Below are 25,056 nucleotides of genomic sequence, written 5' to 3'. Positions count from 1 at the left end.
AAGTATATGTAAACTTTAAAAATGCAGGGAGGAATGTTAAATTGAGAATAAATCACAATATATCAGCTATGAATGCCCACAGGCTTTTGAACAGAAACAATGCCGTGGGAAGCAAGACACTTGAAAAGCTTTCATCAGGAAAGAGGATAAATAGAGCAGGAGACGACGCTGCGGGAATGGCAATAAGTGAAAAAATGAGAGCCCAGGTTAGGGGACTTCAAATAGCTTCGAGAAACTCCCTTGACGGCGTGTCGCTTGTTCAAACGGCAGAAGGTGCAATGGCGGAAGTTCATTCTATGCTTCAAAGGATGAGGGAGCTTTCAGTACAGGCGGCAAATGGAACATCGGCAGAGTCAGACAGACAGGCGATACAGGATGAGATAAACCAGCTTACATCTGAAGTCAACAGGGTGGCAAACGGAACGGAATATAATACGAGAAATGTACTTAAAGGAAATGAAGGACCTGACTCAAATGCGCTAGTACACAGAATGTCTACAGGAGAGCCGGCACAGGTTACTGGAAACGTAGACGTTGAAGCGCTGGGAGCTGGAGACTTCAATCTTGCAAGCGAGCAGCTTTCCGTATGGGTAGACGGCGAGGAGAAGGTTGTAAACCTCACTCAGACAAACAATGCGACTACGCTAGACAACTTCATGGACCTTGTAAATGATGCTATTGGAGATTCTGCAAAAGCTGTTATAGACAAGAACGGCTTCATAGAAATAACAACGGCTTCCATGGGAGGACTTAGTAAAATTGAAGTAAAGGGAAGTGGAGATGCGGTCAAAATGATAGACTCTACATTCGACTCGGCAGCGCCAGTATACCCTACGGATACAGGCGTGGCGGAAAATGCGACAGGAACAGCTGCGGGAAGCTTTTATTTCGACGATATGCCTGAAGTTGGATCCACAATAAAAATAGGAAATGAGACCATAGAATTTTTTGACAGCAGCGTGGCGCCATATGTGGGTTCAAACAGACCTATAGACATAGCTGGCAAGGCGACTCCTGAAGCAGTTGTTGATGAGATAGTAAACAAATTTGCAACGGGTATAGATGGAGTTACAATGAGCAAGGACGCAAAATTTGACTCGGGAGCAGGAACATCTGACAATGCAAGGCTTATAGTTACATCGAATACAGCGGGGTTTGACGGAAACCTCATCTATCTTGAGGCAACGCCTAAAGAATTCACTACGAGCCTTCAGGTGGGTGCCAACACAGGTCAGGGGTTCAGGCTTGAAATCGGAGACATAAGGGCTCAAAAACTCAAGCTAAGCGCAGACAACCCTACAAGAAACCCGGGGGTAAAGGGAGCGTCGTATGTTAAGACGGGAGCGACTGTAACTGACGGAATTTCAGCAAGCATGGTTGAATATGCAGTGGACGTTACTTCGGAAGAAAAGGCTTCTGCTGCAATATCGGTATTTGACAATGCTATAGTACAAATTGCATCTGAAAGGTCAAGACTTGGAGCAACTCAAAACAGGCTTGAGCATACAATTGCAAACCTTGACAATACTGCTGAAAACCTTACTGCCGCAATGTCACGTGTGGAAGATACTGACATGGCTCTTGAAATGGCGAATTTCCAAAAGGTAAACGTGCTTCAGCAGGCCGGGGTTTCAATGCTTGCGCAGGCCAACCAGCAGCCGCAGTCGATACTTAAACTTCTAGGATAAAAGAGGTGCATTAGATGATAGAAAAGGAATATCTGGCAGGCAGGGTGGCGTCGGCCAATGATGCCCAGCTTGTGGCAATAGTATACGAGGGGCTTATAGATTCTTTAAATGAGTCCATAGACAATATTAAAAAGGGCGACATTCAAAGACTTGGCGAATCCATAAACAAATGCAGGGAGATATTGGCCGAGCTTATTGCAACCCTGAGCGGAGATTCTGAGATAGCAATGAACTACAAGAGCCTTTACATGTATGTAAATGAACTCATAACGAAGGCTCATATTTCAATGGATACAGAGAAACTTTACGAGGCCGTGAAAGTGGTAACTCCGCTTCACGAGGGCTGGAGCGAGCTTGGAGAAAAATTGTTCAAAGAGAGCATAGAAAATGGAAAAGCATCTCAAGCAGTATCTGGAATGACTTATGGAAACGGCTACCTGAACGAACAGTTCACAGGAAGCGGAAACAAATGGGAAAAAGGTTAAAATCAAAGGGTTAAAAACTAAAGGTCATTTCACTGGATTATATAAACTCCAGTGAAATGGCTTTTTTGTTGACTCCATATTTAAATGTCAAATTATAATCTGTTTTTTTCACCAGAAATTCCATATGTGATATAATTTATAGGACGAAAACAATACGATGCAAAACAGCATAAGTTGGGAGAGATTTTATGGACTTGATAAAGGTTCTTCAAGATGAATTTGAAATTTCAAAAGGTCAGGTTGAAAATACTGTTAAACTTATAGATGAAGGAAATACAATTCCATTTATAGCAAGATACAGAAAGGAAATGACGGGCGGTCTCAGCGACATCGTGCTGAGGCAGTTTGGAGAAAGACTTTCATATATAAAAAATTTGGAGGGCAGAAAAGAAGAGGTCATAAGGCTTATAGGCGAGCAGGGAAAGCTTGACGAAAATCTCAAAGATAAGATAATAAGGGCAAATACACTTCAAAAGGTGGAAGACTTTTACAGGCCTTTCAGGCAGAAAAAAAGCACAAGGGCCTCAAAGGCCAAGGAAAGGGGACTTGAGCCTCTTGCAGATGCGATAATGGATGGCCGGGAAGATATAGAAAGCTATGCGATGAGCTTTATAAATGCGGAAAACGAAGTGGGCTCAGCCCAGGATGCCATTCAGGGGGCCAAGGACATAATAGCTGAGGTCATATCAGACAAGCCTGAATACAGGGAGTGGATAAGAAAGGCTTCTATGAGAGAAGGGATACTCTCATCGAGGGCTGCAAACAGTGAAGAAAAGAGCGTATATGAAAACTATTATGAATACGAGGAGCCTGTTTCAAAGGTGGCCGACCACAGGATTCTTGCAATAAACAGAGGAGAAAAGGAAAAGTTCCTCAAGATCAAAGTGCTCATGCCTGATGACAAGGCGCTGGAGTATATAAAGAAAGGCGAGGCAATTGAGGGCAAAGTGTTCCAACAGGTTGAGGATGCAATAGAAGACGCATATAAAAGGCTCATACAGCCTTCGATAGAAAGGGAGATAAGGTCAAGCCTTACAGAACGCGCCCAGGAGAATGCGATAGAGATATTTGCCAAGAACATGAGCCCTCTTATAATGGCTCCTCCTGTAAGGGGAGTTAGAGTTCTTGCGATAGACCCAAGTTTTAGGACGGGATGCAAGCTGGCTGTTCTTGACGAAACTGGAAAGCTTCTTGAATATGCGACCATATATCCCAATGAGCCGAAGAATGAAACCCAAAAGTCAAAAGAGGTTCTTTTAAAGCTCATACAAAAATATGACATAGACATAATACCGATAGGAAACGGAACCGCTTCAAGGGAGACGGAAAGTTTCGTGGCTGAGAGCATAAAGGAGATTGAAAAGAAGGTATGCTATACAATAGTCAGCGAGGCGGGGGCATCTGTATATTCGGCTTCAAAACTGGCAAGCGAGGAGTACCCCGATGTGGACGTATCCATAAGAGGGGCAATATCGATAGGAAGAAGGCTTCAAGACCCTATGGCAGAGCTTGTTAAGATAGACCCAAAGAGCATAGGAGTAGGCCAGTACCAGCATGACCTCAATCAGAAAAGACTTGACGAGACTCTTGCCGGAGTTGTAGAGGATTGCGTAAATGCAGTGGGAGTCGACCTCAATACTGCAACAGTATCTCTTTTGAAATATATTGCGGGAATATCGGAGAGCATAGCCAAGAATATAGTTGCATACAGGGAAGAAAACGGAAAGTTCAATTCAAGAAAGCAGCTCAAGAAGGTAAAAAGACTAGGGGGAAAAACTTTCGAACAGTGTGCAGGATTTTTGAGAATATGCGACGGCGAAAACCCTCTTGACAATACATCGGTCCATCCAGAGTCCTATGAAGCTGCAGCATCACTGCTTGGCATGATCGGAATGAGCATAGGGGATATGGACAGAAAGACACTGGATGCTGTAGATATTGAAAACACGGCAAAAGAGCTTGGAGTAGGGGAGATGACACTCAGGGACATAATAGACGAGCTCAAAAAGCCCGGCAGGGACATAAGGGATGAAATGCCAAAGCCTATATTCAAAAGCGACGTATTAAAGCTTGAGGATCTTAAAGAAGAGATGATACTTTCGGGTACGGTCAGAAACGTAGTGGACTTTGGAGCCTTTGTTGACATAGGCGTTAAAAACGACGGACTTGTTCATATATCCCAGATAAGCAACAGGTTCATAAAGCATCCTATGGAGGTTTTAAGCGTTGGAGATGTTGTAAGCGTAAAAGTAATATCCGTAGACCTGGAAAGAGGAAAGGTGTCATTGAGCATAAAACAAGCGAAATAGAAGGAGAAAACATATGTTACTTATAAAAAATGGAAAAATATACACTATGGCCGACCAGATAATGGAAGGAGCAGATATACTTGTAAAAGACGGGAAAATACAAAAAATAGAAAAGAACATACAGACATGTGAAGATGTTCAGGTTATAGATGCAAGCGGCAAATACGTATTCCCTGGGTTTATAGACGCACATACCCATATGGGACTATGGGAGGACGGAATGGGTTTTGAAGGGGCTGACGGGAACGAGGAGACGGATCCCATAACGCCTCATATGAGGGCCATAGACGGAATAAATCCTATGGACAGGACCTTTTCAGAGGCGCTGCAGGGAGGAATAACATGCGTGGGCACGGGCCCAGGAAGCGCAAATGTAATGGGGGGGCAGTACATCGCGATAAAGACGCACGGGGACAGGATAGACGAGATGGTAATAAAGGACCCTGTGGGATTCAAGATAGCGTTTGGGGAGAACCCAAAGAGCGTGTATGGTAGGGATGACAGAACGCCTCAGACGAGAATGGCCATAGCGGCCCTTTTGAGAGAGACTCTCAGAAAGGCGGATGACTATATGGAGGAAATGAAGGAGTATATGGAGGACGAGGAGGCTGAGAAGCCTGAGTTTGACATTAAGCTCGAGTCTATGATGCCCCTGATGGAAAAAAAAGTTCCCCTGAAGGCTCATGCCCACAGGACTGACGACATATTCACTGCGATTAGGATTGCAAAGGAGTTTGGCCTCAAGCTGACGCTGGACCACTGTACTGAAGGCCATCTGATAGCGGACCATCTTTCAAAAGAGGGATATCCGGCGCTTGTGGGCCCTTCGCTTGGGGAAAGGTCTAAAATAGAGCTTAAAAATCTTGACTTCAAGACTGCCGGAGTGCTTTCGCAGGCCGGTGTAAAGGTTTCTATAATAACAGACCACCCGGTGGTTCCAATTCAGTACCTTCCGCTTTGCACGGCCCTTGCTGTCAAGGCTGGAATGGACAAGTACAAGGCGTTAAAGGCCATAACTATAAATCCAGCTGAAGTGCTGGGAGTATCAGACAGGGTCGGAAGCCTTGAAGAGGGAAAGGATGCAGACATAGTTATATGGGATGGATTCCCTCTTGAAATCCAAAGCAGGCCGGTATGCACAATAGTGGACGGAAAAGTAGTATACTCTGAATAAAGAGGCTGTAAATAATGATATGAGTGTATAAGCTTATATTGACATTTATTCCCTCGTATAATAGAATTAAGATGTAAACAAAATAAAATATTGATTGTTTCATAATCTTCAGGGCAGGGTGAGATTCCCGACCGGCGGTTAAAGTCCGCGAGCCGATAGGCTGAACTGGTGAGATTCCAGTACCGACAGTAAAGTCTGGATGGAAGAAGGTTTATAGATTTAAATTTTTAGGAAGCCCAAAGATTGCGGCTTCCTTTTTTGTTACCTGGATTAGGACAATCATATAGAGGAGGAAAAGAAATTGGATAGAGTTTTGGGTTTAAAAAGGGAAAGGCTTTTTACAACGTCAAACCTTGTGAAGATATCGGTGCTTGGAGTGCTTTCGTTTTTAATAATGTATATAGAGTTCCCTATAATGTTTTTCCCGGAATTTTTGCAAATTGACATATCGGACATTCCAGCAGTAATAGGAGGATTTGCACTTGGACCGGTGGCGGGACTAGTGATAGAACTCATAAAGAACATACTACACTTCATGTTCAAGAGCCAGACTGCAGGAGTAGGCGAAGTGGCAAACTTCCTTGTAGGAGGAGCTTTTGTATTTGTATCTTCTGGAATATATTTTGCATCCAAGACTAAAAAAATGGCTTTAATAGGATGTATAGCAGGAACTTTGGCCATGGGAATTGCGGGAGGGCTTGCAAACTATTTCATACTGCTTCCATTTTACACAAAATTCATGCCTATAGAGGCTATAATCCAAATGGGAGCCAAGTTTAACAATGCCATAGTCGATATTAAGACGTTCATATACTACTCCATAATACCGTTCAACATAATAAAGGGCACCATCGTGTCAATACTTACACTTTCAATATACAAGAAGATATCGCCGATTATAAAGGGATAGGCAGACAGGACATGGTTGGCATAAACGTTTGGATATTTTCAAGACTATATAAATAGGACAACATACTACAAAAATACGGCAGCAGGATTATGATTTTCCTGCTGCCGTATTTTGATTTTAGTCAGACTGCATAAATAAAAGCTCAAAAAAATAGTTATAAGCACGTCTTTTTTGTTATAATGAAGATTGGCAAATATGTTTTTATTTAATTATTTAAAATGAGGATTGGCAAATATATTTTGCCCGCTTAATTATGATGAATTTAAGGAGCTTTAAGATATGGAAAAGATTATACTAAATGGAGAAGGTGAAACCGCCAGGCTGGGATTAAAGCTCGGGCAGATACTCAAATCACCGTCTATCGTATGCCTTACAGGGGATTTGGGGGCAGGAAAGACCACCTTCACAAAGAGCATAGCTAAGGGGCTTGGCATTGAAGAGCACATAACGAGTCCTACGTTTACTATAGTGAATGAATACGAGGGAAGAGAAAAGCTTTACCATTTCGACGTGTACAGGATATCGTCACCAGAGGAAATGTATGAAATAGGGTTTGAGGAGTACCTGGCTGCAGATGGAGTATGCATAATAGAATGGGCAGATATGATAAAAGAGCTTTTGGAAGGCGTAGAGCTTTTGTGGATAGAGATAAGGTATACTGAAGACATGCAAAAGAGGGAAGTAGAAGTCAGTGCAGTAGGGGAAAAATACGAAAAAATTATCAGGGAGCTGTTATAGATATGAATATCCTTGGAATAGATACATCTTCTGAAGTGGCTGCAGTTGCAGTGATTAACGAAGAAAAACTCATAGCTGAATATATACTTAATTATAAGAAAACCCATTCTAAAAATCTAATGCCCATGATAGACCAGCTTTTAAAGTCATGCGACATGAAAATGGACGATATAGACCTTATAGGTGTGTGCACGGGCCCGGGTTCGTTTACGGGGCTTCGTATAGGGGTTGCAACTGCAAAGGCCATGGCCCATGTCAAAGACATACCTCTTGTATCTGTGGATACGCTAAGCGCGCTTGCTTTCAACATGAGCACGTCAAAGGGATATATAGTGCCGATATTGGACGCCCAAAGGGGACAGGTATACTCAGCATCATATTTATGGGAAAGTGGAAAGCTTCAAATGGTAAGGGAAATAAGGGTTGAAAAGCTGGAAGAGCTTATAGATTATGTTAAAACTCTGGAAGGCATTGCTGTAGTCCTCGGAGAGGCTGCAAATCTCTACAGGGAAAGCCTTGAATTGGTCCAAAACGTAGAGATACCGCCATCAAGCCACAGGCTTCCAAGGGCGTCGAGCATATGTGAGATAGCAAAGGAGAAATACAGCAGGGGAGAGACTACAAGCCATTTTGATATGAGTCCCCTGTATATAAGAAAGTCACAGGCTGAAGTGCAGTATGAAGAAAAGATGAAGAGGAAGAAGGCGAATGAGTAATATATTTTCAATTAAACAAATGGAAAAATCGGACATAGACGGTGTGATTGAGGTTGAAAATAAGAGTTTTTCAATTCCATGGAGCAGACATTCGTTTGAAAAGGAAATGGAAAATGAACTGGCCTACTATGTAATAGCCAAATATGGGGATGACGTGGTAGGCTATGGAGGCATATGGTTTATAGCCGGAGAAGGGCATATAACAAATATAGCAGTGCATCCGTCAGGCAGGAAAAAGGGAATTGGAAAAAAGATACTTGATGAACTTATCAGGGAGTCGCTAAAGAGGAATGTGCTTGCTATGACACTTGAGGTCAGGGTTTCAAACGAGGTGGCAATAGGGCTTTACAGCTCTTATGGATTCAAGCCGGCGGGCACAAGGCCTAAATACTACCATGATAACGGAGAAGACGCGCTTATAATGTGGAAGGAGCTAGACAATGAGCAGTATAGTGACACTGGCAATTGAAAGCAGCTGTGATGAGACATCCGCAGCCATACTTAAAGACGGAAGGCAGGTACTTTCGAACATAGTGGCCACACAGATCGAGGAGCACAAAAAATTCGGAGGAGTCGTGCCGGAAGTAGCCTCAAGAAGACATATAGAAAATGTTCAGCAGGTTGTGCAGGAGGCTTTAGACAGTGCAAATATGACGTTTTCAGATATAGACATAGTGGGGGTGACTTACGGAGCGGGGCTTGTAGGCGCGCTTCTTGTGGGGCTTTCAGCTGCAAAAGCGATTTCATTTTCACTTGGAGTGCCTCTTGTAGGGGTGAACCACATAGAAGGGCATATATGCGCCAATTTCATAGCACACAAGGAGCTTGAGCCTCCATTCATGTGCCTTGTGGTGTCGGGAGGGCACACCCACCTTGTGGAAGTAAAGGATTACGGAAAATACGAAATACTTGGCCAGACTCGTGACGATGCGGCAGGAGAGGCCTTTGACAAGATAGCAAGGGCGATAGGCCTGGGATATCCCGGCGGGTCAAAAATAGACAGGGCGGCAAAACTTGGAGACAAACAGGCGATAGACTTTCCGAGGGCATATCTTGAAAAGGACAGCTATGACTTCAGCTTCAGCGGGCTAAAGTCTGCGGCGCTCAACTATTTAAACAGCAAGAAGATGAAGAATGAAGAGATAGTTATAGAGGACATAGCGGCCTCATACCAGGAAGCCATAGTAGATGTGCTTGTGGAGAAGTCTGTAAGAGCATGCAAGGGCAAGGGGTTAAAAACCCTAGTGCTTGCAGGTGGAGTTGCTGCGAATTCAAGGCTCAGGGAAAAACTTGAGCAAAATGCCGCGGAAAACGGAATCGATGTAAAATACCCGCCTATAGACCTTTGTACGGATAATGCAGCAATGATAGGTTGCGCCGCATATTATGACTATAAAAATGGAAGGGTGTCGGGGCTGGATCTCAATGCAGTCCCAAACCTTAAAATAGGAAAACACATGGGATAAATACAAAGACCTCATATGCGTCAGTACATGACTGCCGCATATGAGGTCTTTTACATATCAGTTGAAAATTATATGAAATTTTCCCATTCAGAGTAAAGCTCGTCCAGTTTTTCCTGTACCTCTATTTTTCTATTGTGTATTTCCCTTGACTTTTCAGGATTTGAATAGACATCCTCTTGGCACATCAGCTCGTCTATGTCCTCGATCTCTGATTCTAGAAGCATTATTTCATCTTCTATGGATTTTCTCTGCCTGTCAAGCTGTTTGATCTCATTTTGAAGCTGTTTTTGCTTTCGCTTTTCTTCTTTTACCTGGGTTTTAGTCTTCTCGGCTGCATCCTCAGGAGAGTCCATTTCCTCAAGTAGTTTTTTCTTTTCGACATAATAGTCGTAGTTTCCAAGATACTCTGAGCAGCCATCATCTTCAAGCACTATTATCTTGTCTACAACCCTGTTTAGGAAGTATCTGTCGTGGGATATTACAAATACAGTGCCCGAATAGTTTAAAAGAGCTTCCTCCAAAACCTCCTTGGAGTCTATGTCCAGGTGGTTTGTAGGCTCGTCCAAAAGCAGAAGATTTGCCTTTGAAAGCATGAGCTTTAGAAGTGAAACCCTTGCCTTTTCTCCTCCGCTCAAAGAAGATATGCTCTTGAACACCTCCTCTCCTTCAAATAGGAATGCACCTAGAAGCGTTCTGATTTGAGTCTGCAAAAGAAGCCTGTTTTCCTCCCATATCTCGTCTATTATTGTATTTTGGGGGTTAAGATTGGACTGTTCCTGATCGTAATAGCCTACAGAGACGTTTGTGCCAAATGAAAAGCTTCCACTTGAAGGCTGGATCACATTGCAAAGTATCTTGAACAGTGTAGACTTGCCTTTTCCATTGGGGCCTATCAGGGCGACCTTTTCTCCTCGGTAGAGATTGAAATCCAGATTTTTGAACAGCTGCTTGTCTGAAAAACTCATTTCAAGTCCCTCTGTCCTTAAAACGTCTTTTCCGCTTTGGGACTGCGGTTCAAAGTTTATCCGTGCGCGTTTCCTGTGAATGGAAGGCTTTTCAAGCTCCTCAGTTTTTTCAAGCGCCTTTTCGCGGCTTCTGGCCCTTTTAACGAACTTTTCATTCCCGTAGCCCTTGAGCCTGTTTACAATTTCCTGCTGCCTTTTTATTTCGGTTTGTGCTTCTTCATATTTTTTAAGTTCAAGCTCTTCCTCTTCCTGCTTTCGCTTTACATAATATGAATAGTTGCCGTTGTATTTTCTCAGTGTCCTGTTGGATATCTCATATACGTTTCCGACAATCTGGTCAAGAAAATACCTGTCGTGGGATACCATTACAACAGTTCCGCTGTAAAGCTTTAAAAATGTCTCCAGCCATTCAACAGAATCTATGTCCAAATGGTTTGTGGGCTCATCCAGAAGCAGTATGTCGGGCTTTTGAAGCAGAAGCTTCGCAAGCAGAACCCTGGTTTTCTCACCACCGGAGAGTATGCTTACCTTCTTGGAAAGCTCGGAGTCTTTAAAGCCAAGCCCTTTAAGTATGCCGGTGACCTCGGACTTGTAGCTGTACCCGTTTTTGCTGTTGAAATCGTCAAGCAGATTTGAATATTCCTTCATAAGCCTTTCCAGGGAATCAGAGTGGCCTTTTTGTCCCTCCTGCGATATTTTGACCTCGAGCTCCCTTAGTATATTCTCATGTTCAATGAGATTTTCGAAAACTCCAAGAGCTTCCTCGTATACAGTCTTGTCAGAGTCAAAATGGGGATTCTGCTCAAGATATCCTATGCTGCTGTCCTTATTTATAAATATATCACCAGAATCGTATTCATAGGTTCCTGAGAGAATTTTAAACAATGTGGACTTGCCAGATCCATTTACGCCTACAAGACCTATTCTCTCCCCGGCGTTTATTGAAAATGTTATACTGCTTAGTATGGTGTCTATGCCGAAGCTTTTACTTATTCCGTTACAAGATAAAACTATCATATAAAAAATCCTCCTCCAGTAAGATAATTATAAGTTTTATGGAGAATATCTTCAAGCTTTAAGGCATTATACATATTGATATCGGCATTTAATGCAGATTTGACTTTAAATTAACACAAGTAATTGTAATAAATCAAAACGGAAAAACATATGCGCGTGCTCTTAATCATTGGAAAAGCACGTTAATAAGATTGAAATACGAGTAGCATTTTGAGTAGCACATATATTATAATTGATATATAAAATAATGATTTTCAATATAAAATCTCAAAAAGTGTTATAAATTGTTTTGTATTCAAAATGGTTTATGGTATAATTTTTCTTGCATATAAATAAATGCATACAAATAAAATAGCAGGAAATTAAAAGGATGAATTCATTTTACAATTTAAAGGGTTGAAAATTATTATTTAAATTTAAAAAAAAATGAACAAGATATTGACATACAGCACAGACTTTGTTATAATCATAACAAAGTTTAGAAAAAACAAACAGAAATGGGTGAGTTTTATGGCGAGACAAATATCAATGGCTGTGATAAGAAGGCTGCCAAAATATCACAGATATCTGAAGGACCTTCTTGAAAAAGATGTAAACAGAATATCATCTAAGGAATTGAGCAAGATAATAGGGTTTACAGCATCTCAAATAAGACAGGACCTTAACAACTTCGGGGGATTTGGACAACAGGGATATGGGTACAATGTGGAGGAACTGCACAGAGAGATAAGCAAGATACTTGGACTTACTGAAGAGTACAATACTGTGATAATAGGTGCGGGAAACCTGGGTCAGGCAATAGCAAATTATGCAGGATTCAAAAGTTCAGGATTCAAAATAAAGGCTCTATTTGACATCAATCCAAGAATGATAGGGCTTAGGATAAGGGATCTTGAAATACTGGATATAGAAACAATACAAGAGTACATAAAAGAGAATGACGTAAAGATAGCTGTAATATGTACTCCGAAGGAAAAGGCCCAAAAAATAGCTTCAGATATAGTTGAAGTTGGAATAAAGGGAATTTGGAATTTTGCACCTATAGATCTAGAACTGCCAGAAGAGGTAATAGTTGAGAATGTCCATTTGACAGAGAGTCTTTTCACGCTTTCATATCTATTGAATGAACAAAAATTAAAAGATGAAGAATAAAAAGTCTGCTGTTTTACAGCAGACTTTTGTTTTTGTTGTAGCGGTTAAGATATTAGAATACAGGGGTATAAAATAAAGTATTGGACTTATATCCACATAAAATCGTGAAGCGAGAACAAAGGGCAGGGTGATATTATATGAAAGAGAGAAAGATAGCCATAATAGCAGAAGACGAATTTGAGGATTTGGAACTTTACTATCCATACTTTCGCCTTATTGAAGCGGGATTTAGGGTTGAAATAGCGGGAGTTGCAGACCGGGAATACTATAAAGGAAAAAATAATTTTAAAATAAAAAAAGATGTGAATATTTCAGATGTCGACCCGAGTGATTATGAAGGCGTTATAGTTCCGGGGGGGTGGGCTCCAGACCGGATAAGAAGAAACAAAAATGCATGTGAGTTTATACGCGGAATTTATGAAAGCGACAAGCTTGTGGCATCAATATGTCACGGTCCCTGGGTCTTAATATCTTCAAAGGTAGTAAAAGACCATGTGATGACATCCACTAAGGCCATAAGGGACGATATTGAAAATGCGGGTGCAAAATGGGTGGACAAGTCAGTTGTAAGGGACAAGAATATAATCACATCGAGAAATCCTCATGACCTTCCCGTGTTTATGAAGGAGATACTCTTATTTTTATCATAGAGGAGTAAAAAGGAGACATATTGCTTATGGAAATATACGCACTTATAGGCCCAAGTGGTACGGGGAAAAGCCATAGGGCTTTAAAAATCGCATATGAAAACGGCGTGGATTATATAATAGATGACGGAATATTAATATACCAAACTAAAATACTTGCGGGCATATCTGCAAAAAATGCAAATACAAAAATGGAAGCGGTCAAAAGGGCAATATTTGAAAATGAGAGTCACAAAAGAGAAGTCAAAAGGGCGATATTCGAAAATAAAGTGGAAAAGATACTGATAATAGGGACATCTGAAAGGATGGTCAACAAGATAATAAAAAGGCTTGACATAGGCGATGAATATCAAAAGATATCAATTTTCGACATAGCTTCTGAAGATGAAATAAACGAGGCCATAAAGATGAGAAAAGGGCAGGGCATACATGCAGTTCCACTTCCGACATTTGAAGTTAAAAAGCATTTTTCAGGAATACTGAGAAATCCTATAAAACTCATATTCAAAATAAAGGACACAGATGAAACCAAGACTTTTGAAAAGACTTTAATAAGGCCGAATTTCAGCTATATAGGTAAATTTTTCATTTCAGAAAGGGCCATAGTGCAGATAGTAAAGAATGAAATGGATAAGTTTAGCGATATAGTGAAAGTATTTGCAATTGATGTAAGTCAGAATAATGACGGCATAGAAATAGACGTATCAGTTGGAATGAAGCCCTGCATGCTTAATGAAACTGCAAAAGATGTTCAAAAGAGCATATCTGAGGCAGTGGAAAATATGACTTTGATAAACATAAAAAATATAAATGTAAATATAATTAAAGTTTATACGAGGTTAAAAATATGACGAAATACAATGAGGATCATTGCATACAAGGATTGTCTATTTATAAACAAAAAAAGGAAAACTAGAATGAAAAAAACATGGATACAGACATTCAAAAGTTTTAATTTTCTGAAAATACATCTTTATACAAGTATACAAAAAAACATAGGCCTTGTATAGCGCTTGAAATTAAATAAGAAGTATAAATATTCAATTTAAATACAATATTATAATTCTTCTTGATTTGACACTAAAATATCAAACTTAACTTGTTTACATGCAAAAATAGCTGTGTTATAATTTAGCTAACAAAGGGGGAAAATGTTTTCACTTGTTTTCCTCTTCTCTTTGTGGGGCAACATTGTTTATTGTTCTACATACAAATATATAAAAAAATATATTATTAAAGAGGAGATGTAAAGATGAGCTACGTTGAAAGTGTATTGGAAAAAGTTAGAAAAAGAGATGCGGACCAACCAGAATTTATTCAAGCTGTTGAAGAGGTTCTAGCATCACTAGCACCAATAGTTGAAAAGAATCCTGCATGGGTTGATGCAAACCTTCTAGAGAGATTTACAGAGCCAGAAAGACAAATAATGTTCAGAGTTCCATGGGTTGACGATGAAGGAAAAGTTCAAGTAAACCGTGGATTCAGAGTACAGTTTAACGGAGCTATAGGACCTTACAAAGGTGGACTTAGATTCCATCCAACTGTTTACCTTGGAATAGTAAAATTCCTAGGATTCGAGCAAATACTTAAGAACTCACTAACAGGACTTCCAATAGGCGGAGGAAAAGGTGGATCTGACTTCGACCCAAGAGGAAAGTCTGATGCAGAGATAAGAAGATTCTGTGAAAGCTTCATGACAGAACTTTACAGACATATAGGACCAGACGTTGACGTTCCAGCTGGAGACATCGGTGTTGGAGGAAGAGAAATAGGATTCCTTTACGGACAGTACAGAAGAATAAGAGGAGCTTTCGAAAACGGAGTTCTTACAGGAAAAGGACTTTCTTACGGAGGAAGCTTAATAAGACCAGAGGCTACTGGTTTTGGAGTAACTTACTTCTGTAACGAAATGCTTAAGCATGAGGGAACTACTTTCGAAGGAAAGACTGTTGCAGTTTCTGGATTCGGAAACGTTGCATGGGGAGCTTGCCAAAAAGTTAGAGACCTAGGCGGAAAAGTTGTTACGCTTTCAGGACCAGACGGATACATCTACGATGCTGACGGAATCGTAACTGACGAGAAGATAAACTACCTTGTTGAAATGCTTAACGAAAACAAAGGTGCAAGAGTTAAGGACTACGCTGACAAGTTCGGATGCGAATTCGTTGCTGGAGAAAAGCCATGGGGAGTTAAAGTTGACATAGTAATGCCATGTGCTATTCAAAACGACATAACTATAGAGCATGCTAAGAAGATAGTAGAAAACGGAGTTAAGTTTGTTGCAGAGGGTGCTAACATGCCTTGTACAAACGAAGCTGTTGACTACTTCCTTGAAAAAGGACTAGTAGTAGGACCTGCTAAGGCTGCTAACGCTGGTGGAGTTGCTACTTCAGCTCTTGAAATGTCACAAAACAGCATGAGATATGGATGGACTGCTGAAGAAGTTGACGCTAAGCTTCATCAGATAATGATCAACATACATGACAACGCTATGAAGGCTGCTGAAGAGTACGGATTCGGATACAACCTTGTAGCTGGTGCAAACATAGCTGGATTCCTTAAAGTAGCTGAAGCAATGATGGCTCAGGGAGTTTACTAAGATATAGAATATAATATTCATATAAAAAGATAAGGACCGCCAGAGGCGGTCTTTTGTCTTTTTTCAGCAGTATTCACCAGATGCTTCAGATTTAGCGTTTAAAACAGTTATAATAAGGTATATATAATATAAGAGAGATATAATGACACTCAACAACTTAATATGAGAAATCGCATTAGTTAAGAGGTGTAATAGAGAAATATCAATGCTTATGCCTCACACAATGAAGATAACAACAAAAGACTAAAAACTATTGGAAGAAGGTAACCTGTTTATATGCCGATAAAGGGAGGTTTGTTGATGGAAGAAAACCTTAAAAATGTAGATTGCTGTGATTGTCTCATATTAAAGAGTTGTGAAGTATAAAGGGCTGGATTTTCAATAGAGATTGAGGATTCAGCCCAATTATTTGCCAAAAACTATTATATTCAGAATTAAACAGAGCATTATTTTTAGCAGGTGAAGGGGTGAATTGTCAAATTGAGATTGAACTTTAAAGACCAAAATGATACACTTATCCTAGAAGGATGTGAAGAAATGAGAATACTCGTAGTAGATGATGCAGCATTTATGAGAGAGTTCATATCATCAAATCTTATTGATGTCGGATACGATGTCGTGGGAATTGCTTGTGATGGAAAAGAGGCTGTTGAAAAGTACATACAGCTTAAGCCGGATATAGTTACAATGGACATAAATATGCCTAAAATGGACGGGATAGAGGCTCTTGAAGAAATATTAAAGCTTGATAAAAATGCGAAGGTAATAATGATATCGGATATAGGCCAGCATTCTAAAATAATAGAGGCAATAAAAAAAGGAGCTGTAGACTTCATAGTCAAACCTCTTCATCCAGACAGACTTAAACAGTCACTTGAAAAAGCAAGGATATAGCTTGCTTTTTTTTATTTTTTGATTTAAAATACCTTCAAGGGGTATAAAGTGATAATAGTTTTCAAGTGTGTATAAAAATTTTACAAATTGAGAGGATGTGGGATGTTTTGGCTGTCGAAAAATTTAAAGTTACGGGAATGACATGCGCTGCATGTGTCAGTGTTGTTGAAAAAGCCGTATCTTCAATAGATGGAGTAATCAGTGTCAGTGTAAACCTTGCTACAGAGGATATGAATGTGGAATACGACGATAAAAGACTCGGAGTGGAAGACATAATAAAAGCTGTCGAGAAAAGAGGATATGGAGCGAGCCTTAAAGAAGATTTGCGAGAAATAACAATACCGATACAAGGAATGACGTGCGCTTCGTGCGTAAGGGCGGTAGAAAAGGCACTTTCAAAATTGGATGGGATTAAAACTGCCAGCGTCAACATAGCTACGGAAAATGCAAAAATTGTGTATGATGCCGACGAGGTTAGAATATCGGGGATTAAAAAGGCCATAAAGGATGCGGGTTATGAACCTTTGGATATAAGTGTTGAAAGCGTTGATTCGGACAAGGAGGAAAAGGAAAGGCAAATAAGGAGTATGAAAAAAAGATTCACTGTTGCAGCATTTTTTGCAGTTCCCCTGCTGTATATAGCAATGGGCTCAATGATGGGCCTTCCGGTTCCAACTGGAATAAGCCCACAGCACAGTCCGCTTACATTTGCAATAGTCCAGATACTCCTTGTGATGCCTATAGTTATAGCGGGCAGAAAATTCTATACGGTGGGGATTAAATCCCTTGTGAAAATGAGCCCCAATATGGACTCTCTTGTCGCCATAGGAACAGGGGCGGCCATTGTATACAGCCTATATTCGACATACATGATATGGAGTGGGAACTATCACTATGCACACAACCTGTATTTCGAGTCCGCAGGAATAATAATAACTCTCGTAATGCTTGGAAAATATCTAGAGAGTAAATCAAAGGGAAGAACATCAGAAGCCATCAAAAAGCTCATGGGGCTTCAGCCAAAAAAGGCAGTCATAGTGAGCGATGGCGAAGAAATTGAAATCCCTATAGAAGAAGTGGAAAAAGGAGATGTGATTGTCGTACGCCCCGGGGAGAGGATACCGGTTGACGGGACTGTAGTTGGAGGACATACTTCGATTGATGAGTCAATGATAACGGGTGAGAGCATACCGGTAGAAAAGGCAATAGGAGACAATGTAATAGGTGGAACTATAAATAAGCAGGGCATGATAAAGTTTGAGGCCACAAATGTAGGCAAAGATACGGCCCTCTCGCAGATAATAAAGCTTGTCCAAGATGCCCAAGGTTCGAAAGCTCCAATAGCAAAGCTTGCAGATATAGTGGCGGGATATTTCGTACCGGCTGTCATAGCTGTAGCGCTTATATCATCGTCTCTTTGGTACATCATTGAAAAAAACAGCGTATTTTCACTTACAATATTTATATCGGTGCTTGTAATAGCCTGCCCCTGCGCACTCGGGCTTGCAACTCCCACTGCAATAATGGTTGGAACTGGAAAAGGCGCTGAAATCGGGATACTTGTAAAAAGTGCACAGGCGCTTGAAGGCGCACACAAGATAAATGCGGTAGTTTTCGACAAGACTGGAACAATCACAAAGGGAAAGCCGCAAGTTACAGACGTTGTAAGCTTTGGTATGGATACGGATGAATTTTTGAAAATCGTGGCATCGGGAGAAAAGGCATCCGAACATCCTCTTGCAGAAGCGATAGTGAGGCATTCAAATGAAAAAAATATAAGGCTAGAAGAGGTCACAGGATTTTCAGCGGTGACAGGAAAGGGTATAATATACTCGGTAGACAAAAAAGACATAGCACTTGGCAATAAGGCGCTTATGGATCAAATGGGCATAGATGTTTCAAATGTTGATGAATACGAACATATGGCGAGGCAGGGAAAGACCGTTATGATTGCAGCCGTTGATGGCAAAGTGGAAGGGCTTATAGCCGTTGCGGACACAATAAAGGAGACTAGTAATAAGGCCGTTGAAAATCTGAAGAAAATGGGCATAGAAGTAATAATGATTACAGGAGACAATGAGGTTACAGCAAATGCCATAGCAGGCCAGGTTGGAATAGAAAGGGTGTTTTCGCATGTGCTTCCAGAAGGTAAGGCCCAGAAGGTAAAGCAGCTCCAGGAAGAGGGGAAAAGAGTGGCGATGGTCGGAGATGGAATTAACGACGCGCCGGCACTTGCCATGGCCGATATAGGAATAGCGATAGGTTCTGGGACCGACATAGCGATGGAGTCCGCAGACATAGTTCTTATAAAAAGTGACATACTGGATGTTCCAAGAGCAATATCCCTTAGCAAAAAGACAATAACAAATGTAAAGCAGAACCTGTTTTGGGCTTTCATATACAATACCATTGGAATACCTGTGGCGGCAGGACTTCTCCACATATGGGGAGGACCTCTTTTGAATCCCATGATAGCGGGTGCTGCCATGGCTTTTAGTTCGGTTTCTGTTGTTACAAATGCATTAAGGCTTAGAAATGTAAAGCTGTAGAATATATATTGGGAGGGGTAATATTGAAAAAGATTATAAGTATAGAAGGTATGAGCTGCGGCCACTGCGTAAAGCATGTTGAAAATGCGCTTGGAGAGATTGAGGGCATAAAGGCTATTGATGTGAGCCTTGAGGCTAAAGAGGCCGTTGTAGAAATGGACGGCGAAGTTTTGGATGAAGACATAAAGGCTGCAATTGAGGATTGGGGCTATGAAGTGACTGGAATTAAAAAGGTTTAAATACTGGACATGGGCATCTCAAAAGAGATGCCTATTTGTCATTGGAAACGCAAATGCAAGTGAATTGAGAAATATAGGCAAAAGGGGAATATATTATGAAACTGTATAGTGAAAAAAATAGGGTTATAGCAAACGGGATGCAGGACTTTGATCCGAAACACGTATTTGAATGCGGACAGTGTTTCAGATGGGACAGGGAAGAAGACGGCTCGTATACGGGAATTGCCCATTCTAGGATTTTAAATGTGAAAAAGGAAGATGACATAGTAATATTTGACAACACCACTGTGGAAGAATTTGAAAAAATATGGGTGGATTATTTTGATCTGGAAAGGGATTACTCTATTATAAAGGAAAGGCTTAAAAGATATGATGAGCATCTTGAGGCATCTGTTGAGTTTGGAGCGGGAATAAGGCTTTTAAGGCAGGATGTATGGGAGATGATAGTTTCATTTATAATATCTGCAAACAATGCCATCCCTAAAATAAAAAAGACAATAGAAAAGCTAAGCAAGGCGGGCGGAGAAAGCATAGGTATCTACAGGGGGGGTGAATACTATTCATTTCCCGATGTAAAGAACATATATAATCTGCAGCAGGAGGAAATAGAAAACTGCAAGGCAGGGTACAGGGCAAAATATATAAAAGACAGCTGCGGCATGATTGCAAGGGGGGATGTTGAAATTCAAAAGCTGAAAACCATGGATGCAAAAGAGTCGAGAAATGAGCTTTTGAGGCTTTCGGGAGTGGGACCCAAGGTTGCGGACTGCATAATGCTTTTTGGACTGCAAAAATACGAAGCTTTTCCAGTAGACGTATGGGTAAAAAGGGTAATGGAGCATTTTTACGTAGAAGAAGAGATGAGCCTTAAAAAGATGAGGGATTATGCAGTGGATAAATTTGGAGACCTTTCGGGGTTCGCACAGCAGTACCTATTCTACTATGCTAGGGAAAATGGGATAGGGAGAAAAAAATAGGGGGATTGTAATGGACGCAGCAAATATAATAACGATTATACTTGGATTTTTCATACTTTCTGCCATATTTGCATCGATACTCATATTCCTTGAAAATAGAGATCCATCAAGGACTCTTGCGTGGCTTTTGGTACTCATGGTGTTTCCTGTGGTTGGATTCATGATATACCTGTTCTTCGGGCAGAATATAAAGAAGAAGAAAATATTCAAAATGCAAAAGCTTTACTCGGATATAAAGGCGTCAAAGATATTTGACAGTATAAGGGATTTTGAAAACCTAATAGAAATACAAAAGCAGGCCATAATGGAGGACCTTATATTTGTTGACCCGGAAATAGATATAAAAAGAAGGATTATGAACCTGCTTCTTAATACTGGAAGGTCCCCTTTCACACTCAACAACAAGATAAAAATACTCAAAAACGGCGACGAAAAATTTGAATGCCTTATTGAAGATATATCAAATGCGAAAGAGCATATACACATGGAATACTACATAATAAAGGATTCCCAAATAGGAAACCGCATAAAGGACGTTCTCATACGAAAATCGAGGGAAGGTGTGGCGGTAAGGATACTTTATGATGATGTGGGATGCTGGAATATGTGGTTCAAGAGGGGTTTTTTCAAGCAGATGCAAAAGGAAGGCATACAGGTGGAGCCCTTCCTTCCTGTGTTTCTTCCGTTTTTAAACAGGAAACTCAACTACAGGAACCACAGGAAGATAGTTGTAATAGACGGAAAGATAGGCTATGTGGGGGGGATAAACATAGGGGACGAATACCTTGGAAGGAGCAGTGAATTCGGTTTTTGGAGAGACACCCATATGAAAATTGAAGGTGAGGCCGTATACATGCTTCAGCTTACATTTCTTCTGGATTGGTATTTCTCAACAAAACACAAGCTGTTTGACCCCAAGTATTTTCCGCCCATATCGTACTGCGGCCACGATGTGATGCAGGTGGTGGCAAGCGGCCCGGATTCAAACTGGGAGGCCATACACAAGGCTTATTTTACAGCCATAACGCAGGCGAAAAAGGCCATATACATACAAACACCTTATTTCATACCGGATGAAAGCCTTCTTATGGCCTTGAAGACGGCATCACTGAGCGGCGTGGACGTTCGGATAATGTTTCCGGGAAAGCCCGACCACAAGATGGTGTATTATGCATCTTTTTCGTATTTTGAAGCCATACTAAAAGCTGGAGGCAGGGTTTTCATATATGACAGCGACAGGTTCATACATGCAAAGGTCATGATAGTGGACGACGAGGTGGCGTCACTTGGAACTGCAAATATGGACCTTAGAAGCTTCATGATCAACTTTGAGATAAACGGGTTTATATACAGCAAAGATGTGGTTTTGAGGCTCAAAGAGGATTTTATGGATGACCAGGAGGGCTGCAGGGAGATCACAATTGAAGAATATAATAGCAGGGGAATTGTGCAAAAACTGAAGGAATCCACTTCTAGGCTTTTTTCTCCTATGCTGTAGCGGGCACAAGTGCATTACAAGCGCCCGCTTTTTATGTGTATAGGCAAAAGAAAAAGCATAAAAGGCTTGCAAAATCAGGAATTGATTGAAAATGGGAATAAAAATGAGTAAAATGAAGCAAATTGGATATAAATGAACATGAATGGCTTGAATGGCTTGTAATCGAAAAAATATACTCTTGCCAACAGGGAGCCTTTTTTATACTATTATATATGTGATTAGCACTCGACGCTGATGAGTGCTAACATTAAAAATGAACATAAGATGTAAAAATATAAAAATATATCCAGGGAGGTTTGTAATATGAAGATAAGACCACTTGCAGACAGAGTAGTAATAAAGAGACTAGAGGCTGAAGAAAAGACTAAAAGCGGAATAGTGCTTCCAGGAAGCGCTAAAGAGCAGCCGCAAATGGCAGAGGTTGTTGAAGTTGGACCAGGCGGAGTAGTAGATGGAAAAGAGATTAAAATGGAAGTTTCAAAGGGAGACAAGGTTATATTCTCAAAATACGCGGGAAGCGAAGTCAAAATCGATGGAGAAGAATACACTATATTAAGACAAAGCGACATACTGGCGGTAGTTGAATAATACAAACACAAAATAGAAATACAATAATAAATTTCACTCAGGGAGGGTTTATAAATGGCAAAAGAGATTAAATTCGCTGAACAAGCTAGACGTGGACTAGAAGCTGGAGTAAATGCACTTGCAGATACTGTAAAGGTTACGCTTGGACCAAAGGGAAGAAATGTAATACTTGACAAAAAATTCGGAACACCTCTTATAACTAATGACGGAGTTACAATAGCAAAGGAAATAGAGCTTGAAGACCCATATGAAAACATGGGAGCGCAGCTTGTTAAAGAGGTTGCTACAAAGACTAATGACGTTGCGGGAGATGGAACTACTACAGCTACAGTTCTTGCTCAGGCCATAATAAGAGAAGGGCTTAAGAATGTTGCTGCAGGATCTAACCCTATAATACTTAGAAAAGGAATAGCTAAGGCCGTAGAAGCTGTTGTAGGAGAAATACAGAGCGTTTCGAGACAGATACAAAACAAGGAAGAGATAGCTCAGGTTGCCGCAATCTCAGCAGGAGACGATGAAATAGGAAAGCTTATAGCTGATGCAATGGACAAGGTCGGAAAAGATGGTGTAATAACTGTAGAAGAGTCAAAGTCTATGATGACAGACCTTAAAGTTGTTGAGGGAATGCAGTTTGACAGAGGATATCTTTCTCCATACATGGTTTCAGATGTTGAAAAGATGGAAGCTGTCATAGGTGATGCATATATACTTATAACAGACAAAAAGATATCAAACATACAGGAAATACTTCCTGTTCTTGAGCAGATAGTTCAGCAGGGAAAGAGACTTCTTATAATAGCTGAAGACGTGGATGGAGAAGCTCTTGCGACTCTAGTTGTAAACAAGCTTAGAGGAACATTCGAAGTAGTAGCTGTCAAGGCTCCTGGATTTGGAGACAGAAGAAAGGCCATGCTTGAAGACATAGCCATACTTACTGGGGGAAGAGTTATATCTGAAGAAATAGGACTTGAACTTAAAGAGGCTACTCTTGAAATGCTTGGAAGAGCGGAAACTGTAAAGGTTACAAAGGAAGAAACTACAATAGTAAACGGAGCTGGAGAAGAGTCGGATATAAAAGACAGGATTGCTCAAATAAAAACTCAAATTGAAAACACTACTTCAGACTTCGACAGGGAGAAGCTTCAGGAGAGACTTGCAAAGCTTTCAGGAGGAGTTGCGGTAATAGAGGTTGGAGCTGCCACAGAATCAGAGCTTAAGGAAAGAAAACTTAGAATAGAAGATGCCCTTAATGCGACTAGAGCGGCGGTTGAAGAGGGCATAGTAGCCGGTGGAGGTACTGCACTGGTAAGTGCTATACCGGTTCTTGAAAAGCTTATAGAAGAAACAGAAGGCGAAGTTAGAACAGGAGTTAAGATCGTTAAGAAGGCCCTTGAAGAGCCTCTAAAGCAAATAGCTATAAATGCAGGTCTTGAAGGTGCTGTAATAGTTGAAAAGGTTAAGAATACAGAGCCGGAGATAGGATTCGACGCACTTAAGGAAGACTATGTAAACATGGTTGAATCGGGAATAGTTGACCCTACAAAGGTTACAAGATCAGCTCTTCAAAACGCAGCTTCAGTTGCAGCCGTATTCCTTACTACAGAGGCTGCGGTTGTGGATTCGCCAAACGAGAAAGAGGCTCCAATGATGCCAGGCGGAATGGGTGGCGGAATGCCAGGAATGATGTAATCAGGGTTGAAAAACGTTTAAATCAACACGTTCAAACGTTAGAAATATATATTTGCTAACAATTTGTTGACAATTTAATTATTAAAATAATGAAAAGGCCTTTCGAAGTTATATGAACTTTTGAAAGGCCTTTTTTTATATTCGAAATTTTTTTAGTTATTTAGCTGTGAAAGATTTTTGGATGAGATTTTACATTTCATCGAACATCCTTTCAAAATATCAAATCAATTTATATATGCGTATTTATTGAAAAAACAAAGAGGCTCTTTTCATATAATGCAGGTCTTTTCGATCCTGAAATTAAATGAATAAGCCTCTTTGCGCTTTGACAAATTCCCTTTTTATTGGAATCTGCCTCCTTTCTTGATAAACTCCAGTTTTGGAATTTACCTTTTCCAACTAAAATCAGCTTTGGTTAAATATAATGTTTTTGAAAGGTCATTGCCTTGATGCATTAACCTTAGCCTATCAAAACTTTTTAAATAGATTGTCCATATGGAATGATAGTCAAACGAACTTTCATTCCTGCCGGTAGACATGAATTTAAAATTATTTGCTTTGACCTACTTGAGGCGACCATCACAAGCTGTTCTTTCGGAGTATATTTTGTAAAAGCTTAGTTTTTAGTTGTAATATATTATTACCCGGGAAAATTGATATTAAACGAAAAATAAAAGAAAAATTTATAAAATACACTAAGGGAAATGCGAATATATCGCATAAAACACGTAGAATAAAATTTAGATAATAATATAA

The 25,056-nt window shown here is 40.5% G+C and carries 21 protein-coding genes and 1 riboswitch; of the genes, 20 read left to right on the top strand and 1 reads right to left on the bottom strand.

The annotated features are described in order from the left end of the window. The first annotated feature begins 41 nt into the window (after window positions 1–41). The 9 genes from BUQ87_RS15695 to tsaD all read left to right on the top strand — a co-directional run bounded on the left by BUQ87_RS15695 (window position 42) and on the right by tsaD (window position 9,486). A complete protein-coding gene (locus BUQ87_RS15695; RefSeq protein WP_038266926.1) occupies window positions 42–1,688 on the top strand; it encodes a flagellin N-terminal helical domain-containing protein in 1,647 nt (548 codons plus the stop codon). Between the two features lie 14 nt (window positions 1,689–1,702). Then, window positions 1,703–2,173 (top strand): flagellar export chaperone FliS, encoded by a 471-nt coding sequence (gene fliS / locus BUQ87_RS11480; protein WP_038266928.1) that lies wholly within the window; start codon window positions 1,703–1,705, stop codon window positions 2,171–2,173. Window positions 2,174–2,361: 188 nt separating this feature from the next. Then, a complete protein-coding gene (locus BUQ87_RS11475; RefSeq protein WP_038266931.1) occupies window positions 2,362–4,482 on the top strand; it encodes a Tex family protein in 2,121 nt (706 codons plus the stop codon). Window positions 4,483–4,495: 13 nt separating this feature from the next. After that, a complete protein-coding gene (locus tag BUQ87_RS11470) occupies window positions 4,496–5,656 on the top strand; it encodes an amidohydrolase (protein ID WP_038266934.1) in 1,161 nt (386 codons plus the stop codon). A 100-nt stretch (window positions 5,657–5,756) separates the two neighbouring features. Further along, a riboswitch (FMN riboswitch) is annotated at window positions 5,757–5,871 on the top strand. A gap of 86 nt (window positions 5,872–5,957) precedes the next feature. Next, window positions 5,958–6,566 (top strand): ECF transporter S component, encoded by a 609-nt coding sequence (locus BUQ87_RS11465; RefSeq protein ID WP_242943839.1) that lies wholly within the window; start codon window positions 5,958–5,960, stop codon window positions 6,564–6,566. Between the two features lie 279 nt (window positions 6,567–6,845). Then, the gene (tsaE, locus tag BUQ87_RS11460) at window positions 6,846–7,304 is read left to right on the top strand and encodes a tRNA (adenosine(37)-N6)-threonylcarbamoyltransferase complex ATPase subunit type 1 TsaE (protein WP_038266937.1); all 459 of its coding nucleotides are present in this window, start codon (window positions 6,846–6,848) and stop codon (window positions 7,302–7,304) included. A 2-nt stretch (window positions 7,305–7,306) separates the two neighbouring features. Next, a complete protein-coding gene (gene tsaB, locus BUQ87_RS11455; RefSeq protein ID WP_038266938.1) occupies window positions 7,307–8,020 on the top strand; it encodes a tRNA (adenosine(37)-N6)-threonylcarbamoyltransferase complex dimerization subunit type 1 TsaB in 714 nt (237 codons plus the stop codon). Further along, window positions 8,013–8,489 (top strand): ribosomal protein S18-alanine N-acetyltransferase, encoded by a 477-nt coding sequence (gene rimI / locus BUQ87_RS11450; protein ID WP_038266940.1) that lies wholly within the window; start codon window positions 8,013–8,015, stop codon window positions 8,487–8,489. Before tsaB ends, rimI begins: the two co-directional genes overlap by 8 nt. After that, window positions 8,461–9,486 carry a tRNA (adenosine(37)-N6)-threonylcarbamoyltransferase complex transferase subunit TsaD gene (gene tsaD, locus BUQ87_RS11445; RefSeq protein WP_038266943.1) on the top strand — a complete coding sequence of 342 codons (1,026 nt, stop codon included), beginning with the start codon at window positions 8,461–8,463 and terminating at the stop codon, window positions 9,484–9,486. Before rimI ends, tsaD begins: the two co-directional genes overlap by 29 nt. Window positions 9,487–9,554: 68 nt before the next feature. On the opposite strand, the gene BUQ87_RS11440 is transcribed toward tsaD, so the two are convergent. After that, window positions 9,555–11,468, bottom strand: coding sequence for an ABC transporter ATP-binding protein (locus BUQ87_RS11440; protein WP_038266946.1), 1,914 nt, complete (start codon window positions 11,466–11,468; stop codon window positions 9,555–9,557). Window positions 11,469–11,978: 510 nt separating this feature from the next. On the opposite strand from BUQ87_RS11440, the gene BUQ87_RS11435 reads away from it, so the two are divergent. From BUQ87_RS11435 to groL, 11 genes are all read left to right on the top strand, one after another. Beyond that, complete coding sequence (locus tag BUQ87_RS11435) at window positions 11,979–12,620, top strand: redox-sensing transcriptional repressor Rex (RefSeq protein ID WP_038267131.1); 642 nt, start codon at window positions 11,979–11,981, stop codon at window positions 12,618–12,620. A gap of 137 nt (window positions 12,621–12,757) precedes the next feature. After that, complete coding sequence (locus tag BUQ87_RS11430) at window positions 12,758–13,270, top strand: type 1 glutamine amidotransferase domain-containing protein (RefSeq protein ID WP_038266949.1); 513 nt, start codon at window positions 12,758–12,760, stop codon at window positions 13,268–13,270. A 26-nt stretch (window positions 13,271–13,296) separates the two neighbouring features. Continuing rightward, window positions 13,297–14,118 (top strand): isopentenyl transferase family protein, encoded by an 822-nt coding sequence (locus tag BUQ87_RS11425; RefSeq protein ID WP_038266952.1) that lies wholly within the window; start codon window positions 13,297–13,299, stop codon window positions 14,116–14,118. 401 nt (window positions 14,119–14,519) lie between these two features. After that, window positions 14,520–15,866 (top strand): NADP-specific glutamate dehydrogenase, encoded by a 1,347-nt coding sequence (gene gdhA, locus BUQ87_RS11420; protein WP_038266955.1) that lies wholly within the window; start codon window positions 14,520–14,522, stop codon window positions 15,864–15,866. Between the two features lie 537 nt (window positions 15,867–16,403). Then, the gene (locus BUQ87_RS11415; protein ID WP_038266957.1) at window positions 16,404–16,760 is read left to right on the top strand and encodes a response regulator; all 357 of its coding nucleotides are present in this window, start codon (window positions 16,404–16,406) and stop codon (window positions 16,758–16,760) included. Between the two features lie 95 nt (window positions 16,761–16,855). Continuing rightward, a complete protein-coding gene (locus BUQ87_RS11410) occupies window positions 16,856–19,309 on the top strand; it encodes a heavy metal translocating P-type ATPase (RefSeq protein ID WP_038266960.1) in 2,454 nt (817 codons plus the stop codon). 23 nt (window positions 19,310–19,332) lie between these two features. Next, complete coding sequence (locus BUQ87_RS11405) at window positions 19,333–19,548, top strand: heavy-metal-associated domain-containing protein (RefSeq protein ID WP_038266963.1); 216 nt, start codon at window positions 19,333–19,335, stop codon at window positions 19,546–19,548. A 95-nt stretch (window positions 19,549–19,643) separates the two neighbouring features. Next, the gene (locus BUQ87_RS11400; protein ID WP_038266966.1) at window positions 19,644–20,525 is read left to right on the top strand and encodes a DNA-3-methyladenine glycosylase family protein; all 882 of its coding nucleotides are present in this window, start codon (window positions 19,644–19,646) and stop codon (window positions 20,523–20,525) included. 10 nt (window positions 20,526–20,535) lie between these two features. Continuing rightward, window positions 20,536–22,023 (top strand): cardiolipin synthase, encoded by a 1,488-nt coding sequence (gene cls, locus BUQ87_RS11395; protein ID WP_038266969.1) that lies wholly within the window; start codon window positions 20,536–20,538, stop codon window positions 22,021–22,023. Between the two features lie 303 nt (window positions 22,024–22,326). Continuing rightward, window positions 22,327–22,611, top strand: coding sequence for a co-chaperone GroES (groES, locus tag BUQ87_RS11390; protein WP_038266972.1), 285 nt, complete (start codon window positions 22,327–22,329; stop codon window positions 22,609–22,611). 54 nt (window positions 22,612–22,665) lie between these two features. Beyond that, window positions 22,666–24,300, top strand: a complete 1,635-nt coding sequence (gene groL / locus BUQ87_RS11385; RefSeq protein ID WP_038266974.1) for a chaperonin GroEL — start codon at window positions 22,666–22,668, stop codon at window positions 24,298–24,300. Window positions 24,301–25,056: the final 756 nt, after the last annotated feature.

The organism is Peptoclostridium litorale DSM 5388, from assembly GCF_900141635.1.
Lineage (GTDB): Bacteria > Bacillota > Clostridia > Peptostreptococcales > Peptostreptococcaceae > Peptoclostridium > Peptoclostridium litorale.
This window is presented reverse-complemented; position numbering and strand designations above follow the sequence as displayed.